The organism is Anabaena sp. UHCC 0253 (assembly GCF_009712085.1).
In the GTDB taxonomy this organism is placed as follows: Bacteria; Cyanobacteriota; Cyanobacteriia; order Cyanobacteriales; family Nostocaceae; genus Dolichospermum.
Genome location: NZ_VILD01000021.1, coordinates 7,586 through 12,659 on the forward strand (window position 1 = coordinate 7,586; position 5,074 = coordinate 12,659).

At 36.9% G+C, this 5,074-nt stretch carries 3 protein-coding genes and 2 pseudogenes; 2 read left to right on the forward strand and 3 right to left on the reverse strand.

Annotation, left to right across the window (positions count from 1 at the left end; genetic code table 11):
- The first annotated feature begins 293 nt into the window (after positions 1-293).
- Positions 294-1,349 (forward strand): protelomerase family protein, encoded by a 1,056-nt coding sequence (locus tag FJR38_RS27250; protein WP_168540718.1) that lies wholly within the window; start codon positions 294-296, stop codon positions 1,347-1,349.
- Between the two features lie 84 nt (positions 1,350-1,433).
- Positions 1,434-2,408 carry a hypothetical protein gene (locus tag FJR38_RS27255; protein WP_168540720.1) on the forward strand — a complete coding sequence of 325 codons (975 nt, stop codon included), beginning with the start codon at positions 1,434-1,436 and terminating at the stop codon, positions 2,406-2,408.
- Between the two features lie 61 nt (positions 2,409-2,469).
- Here the strand turns inward: FJR38_RS27255 and FJR38_RS27260 are convergent, their stop codons facing one another.
- From FJR38_RS27260 to FJR38_RS27270, 3 genes and pseudogenes are all read right to left on the reverse strand, one after another.
- Positions 2,470-2,691: a hypothetical protein gene (locus FJR38_RS27260; RefSeq protein WP_168540722.1), complete on the reverse strand. Its 222-nt coding sequence runs from the start codon at positions 2,689-2,691 to the stop codon at positions 2,470-2,472.
- Positions 2,692-2,708: 17 nt separating this feature from the next.
- Positions 2,709-2,822, reverse strand: a pseudogene (locus FJR38_RS28930) (IS1595 family transposase); the annotation flags it as partial.
- A 2,018-nt stretch (positions 2,823-4,840) separates the two neighbouring features.
- A pseudogene (locus FJR38_RS27270) lies at positions 4,841-5,074 on the reverse strand (GIY-YIG nuclease family protein); the annotation flags it as partial.

Here is a 5,074-nt window from a genome sequence, read left to right on the forward strand (position 1 = left end):
TTCCATTTCGTCTATTATTCCTGCTACTATTCCCAAATGGTCTATATTTAGGATTTTCATGCCAACTTGAGACTCTTTCATGGTTTTTCCCATCTCTATTTGATTTGATTATTTTAACAAATAAAAGCCTGAAATCTTTGCTAGGCAATCTTTTCAGGCTTTTATTTATGAAAATTTTTAATTCCTAAATTTGCTTTAGTATCTGCGGAATGTGGGATACAATCCCTCTTGACATTCTTGTTATCCTTGGTTACTATCTAATTATGAATTTTATTAATTAAGGATATCAGGGAATGTCTAGACTATTACTTGCTGCTGATGAACTAACCAACTCTTATATAGATGAACGGGTCAAACTCTTAATCCCACAGTTTGAAGCACTTGCACCATACAAGATTACCGACCGCAAGAAAGGTAAAGACGGCTTGACAGGTTGGGAACAGTTGGCAAGTCAAGAGGTACGCTTCCTTAAAACAACCTATCCAGATGGTAAAGCTGAAGGCGAAAAAACTTACTCTACTGCTTACAGACAATCGCAAGCCCTGAAAAAAGCATTAAAAGCTGTAACTGCGGACAAATTACAAGATCCGATTGTAATTAACCAAGTTCAGACAATTATTAAAAACTTTAGTTTGGCTGTAACTTTCCTATTTTCAGAATACAAAGCACTTTCCAACGAAAATTATAAGGATAAGGTAGATGAAAGAAGCTCAGAAGAGAACCGCATAGAGATTGACTTAACTAATTCTCTTAAATACTCCCATAGCATCCTTACAGCCCTTAAAAGTGGGGATAAGGAGATAAACTGGCTCGATGTTTCTTGTGCTATTGCGCTGGCAACTGGCAGACGTATGGCGGAGGTACATCTATCAGCAACTTTCAAGAAAATTGATACCTACTCGGTAGAATTTACTGGACAACTTAAAGGGAAGAGTCGCAAAGTCAAGGTTGCTGATAAAGCCGTTAAATTACAGGATATGGCTTTTGTTATTCCCACTTTATTACCTGCTGATTTAGTTTGTTTTGGGCTTGACTGGCTAGGTAATCCAAATAACTTTCCCGATAGAAATAGCAAACGATTTGATAAAGACGATGATATAGAACGGGTAAACAAGCGATTCTCAAAAACTCTCAATTTACAGTGCAAGGAATGGGATATTTTTCCAGAAGATGAGAGAACCTATCACAAATTTAGAGCCGCTTACCTTAGAGCCTCTTGCATCACTGACAACGTAAAGGATCAAGACTTTATGAAGTATGCCAAAAAGATATTGATAGACAACGATGAGAAGACAATTAACTCATATATCAGGTATGAAATAAAGCCCGGAACACTTACCAGAATATAAAAATAAATCCCTATACAAAACCTCTTGACATATTAAACCAAGAGAGTTAGTATAGGGATAACAAATAAAAAACCTACTTCTATTATGAGTGACACTAAAAAAGCTTCTGATATTGCCTCAAAACTTACGGCGGAACTGCAAAATCTAACTGATGAATTAGCTATCAAGAAAATCACCCTTAAATACTGGTGTGAAATGAAAAAAGCGGTATCAGATGGGAACTTTGCAAGATGCAGAACTGTTTTAAGAAAAGCTATCCAATCGGCGTTCCCTGATAAAAATGAAGCTACACCCGGTTACTACTTTACTAAAGCTGGTAAGGGTCAAGTAGAACGATTTGAACACCTAGCTTTATGGTATGCGACCGCTAGTGAGGAACGATGGGAAGTAGTAGGAGACGATGCCAGAAATCAACATTTCACTGGCTTCTCATCTTCTCCAGAAACCACTACAGAAGTTAAGCCAGAAACTATTACAGAAGAAAATACAGTAACAGAAGTAACTGCAAGTATTCCCGCAGAAGCCACTACAGAAACCGCTACAGAATTAACTTTAGAATCTATGAAAATTGAAGCTTTAAAACTTGATGCTGATACTCAACAGAAGGTACAAGATGCACTAGATTATTCTGGTATGTCGTTAGCTGATTTTATTCAAAAAGCTTGTACTATTTATGCGACTACTTTAACGGGTAAAGCTAAACAATTTGATTCTGATTTGTCAGGAGTTGAAACACAAGAATTACTTAGTGCAAAATATAAAACTCATCCGGGACGCGCTAGAGAAATGGTTAAACGTGCCATACAGGCAATTAAAATACATAACTCAGAAATAGTGTCAGAGACGGGGGATAGGTGGCATATTAACCAAACTGCTATCCAATCTTTAACAGGGTCAAAACCTCAAACTGTGAAAGAAATATTGACGGATTACCAAGATGATATTGATAGCCATAATGCAAATTATGAACTTACACCATATCTAAACCGTAAAGCAGATAAGCGCAAAATAGAAGATGTTATTGACGTAGCGGCTTTAGTTCCTAATGGGATTGAATAAACAACTGAATAGGTAAAATAAAGCCTCTAGAACTGTTCCTAGAGGCTTTATTGTGGCTTATTTAAAACGGTATATCATCAGGGTCAATGCCTTCTAAATATCCTTTAAAATCTATTTTTGGTGGCACTTTACGGACTGAGAACCAAGGATGGTAAAGCTTTCCCTCTATATTTCTCCCTATCAATTCATCCCCTAACCAAATAGTAAAGTTATACGAGAAGAACTGCTTTTCAAATAGCTGAATACGAAAACCGAATAACTCAATGGTGCAAAAAACTGCCATGATTTTAACTCCTAAAAACTAAAACTTTTACCACAAGAATTACAAGAATATCGCTGTTTATCACCTGATTTACCATTCTTCTTAACATCCAGTGACCCGCAATGAACACAGGCTATATTTTGCCCTTCCTTTATGGCTTTTGACTGCCAAGGGCTTGAAACTAACCATGATTTATTATTAGTCAGTTCTCCCTCAAGTGCTGGGGGAATTTCCACAAAATCATACTTCATACCGTCAACTAACAAAGCCAAGCGGTAATGATTTTTAACTGGGATATCTGCATTTTGGCTGTTAAAAAACTCACTAACCTTTGCATAGATAGATGGTATTTTAGTTTTCATGTCTTGCGACCATCCCAAGTCGTCAGCGTGCTTTATAGCAGTTCCTATGGCATCACCAATGAACATTAAGCCGCAGTTGTTCATTTCATCCCAAGTCCACCCATTCTTGCCAACTTCGGAAGACTGACCTATTAAGATTAATTTCATCTTTCTATGCCTAATTTCAGTCCAGATTTGTGCTATTCCTCCCTTCTGTTTCTTGTCGAAAGTCTTATCAGTTTCATCGAAAATACCCATAACTGGGATATCTGGATTAAATGATTCACTGTCTTTTCGTGCCTTAAATTCCTCTATGAATGTTTCCAAAATGTTAGCAGCTTGTGATGGATTTTTGGCGATTTTAGGACATAACCAATAATCCTCAAAACTGCCATGCTGAGGGTCACTTAGCCACAGTTCCCAGTTTTCCCAGTGGTTAACGTAATGGCTTAACAAGTTTTTTACCGCAATACCTTTACCTCCACCTGTGCGGGTCATTACCCTAAGAGTTGGCTTGTTCTGATGATACCTGCTAACAATTTCACCAAATTTATTAGATGGTTCTATAAGCCGTCTGATGTCCTCAATCGTGGCTTGTTTTTTCTCAACTTTCCTTAACTCAATTTCCAAGCTCACATAATTACCGCGCTCGGACTGGGAGAACTTAGGACTATTTAAACTTCCAGACAGTTCCTTGATTTTATCTGGGTTGTTGCCGTCATTGAGTTGATCACAGGGAATGAAACGGTTATTTCTGGACAAATGAAATAATAATTTGTACCCGGTTTCTGTTGCGTTGTAATCCAGTCCGTCAAGTGTTAAACCTAATTTAGTATGGTAATAATTAATTATAGAATTACCTACTCGTGCTGATTCACTAGAACCGACAAACTGCAAAGGTTTACTCAAATCTTGTAACTTACCATTTAGAGAAAGTATCTGATTTTGTAATGTTTCTAATTCTTGACTTTGGGTTAAGCCGTCGTTGACTACTTCGGCAAAATCATTTTTATATGCACTAATACAACCATCAGCAATACTTCCAAATTCCTCTTGTATGGCTTTGATATTGCTTAGGTAATACGTTTTAACCTGTTCCAATTTCTGATTATGCTCATCCAGTGAGATAACGTTGTTAAGCTGTTTCTGTAGCTTATCAACTGCACTTTTATACAGCTTTGCTTTTAAAGATATTCCCTTGTTCAAGATATCGTGCTGTATGGCTATGCAACAGGCAATTAAGTCTTCATTGGTCAAATTATTGTTATCAGAGATGACCCCTATTTGCTTGGATAATGAAGCACAATCTTGGTTAAATTCTCCAAGTAGCCCAGATACATCTACATCAAACTTTTTAACCAGATATGGTATGAGAGCATTAACTTGAGTTTTGACCTCATCCAATGATTCTCTAAGCGTTGTTACTGCGGTTTCAAAGTTAATTGATTGGGTATCATTTAATAATTGCTTAGTGGCTTTTAGTTCTGTTTCCAGTTGGGTAGATAAAGCCAAAAGATTACTAATGTCTTGGTGCTGTTTTTCTATTTCCTCATCGGCGGAAACTAATAATTTATGCTTATCAGCCAACATACTAGCGAAGCTGTTTGTTTCCGTTCTCAAACTGTCAATTTCCGCTAACAACTTATTGCGTTTTTTATTACTAATTTTCTGACTAGATACTATGGCTAAATTAGACGCACCAAGTGACCCTAATCCAGATGAGATAAGGAATTGTGAGAACTGCTGATAGGGTGTGAACAGTGCGATAAAGCCAGTAAATGATACACCCAATGACCCGACTATAAAGCTATTTCTTAATACTTGAAAGTTCATATTGATTTCATTCCTTCTATTACTGGTTTAATTTGAGGCTGTGTTCTTTGTGGTGTGGCTTGTGTGGCTAATAAAGCCATTATCAAAACAGATACTCCTAACATTGAAAAGATAATGTTTAATGGTTGAATATCTGTCTTTTCTTGTCTTGAATATCTACTGAATGCAGTCGTTACCCTTAAATAATTAATGGGGTTAAGGTCGAACCATTCTCTAGATTTAGTCAGCTT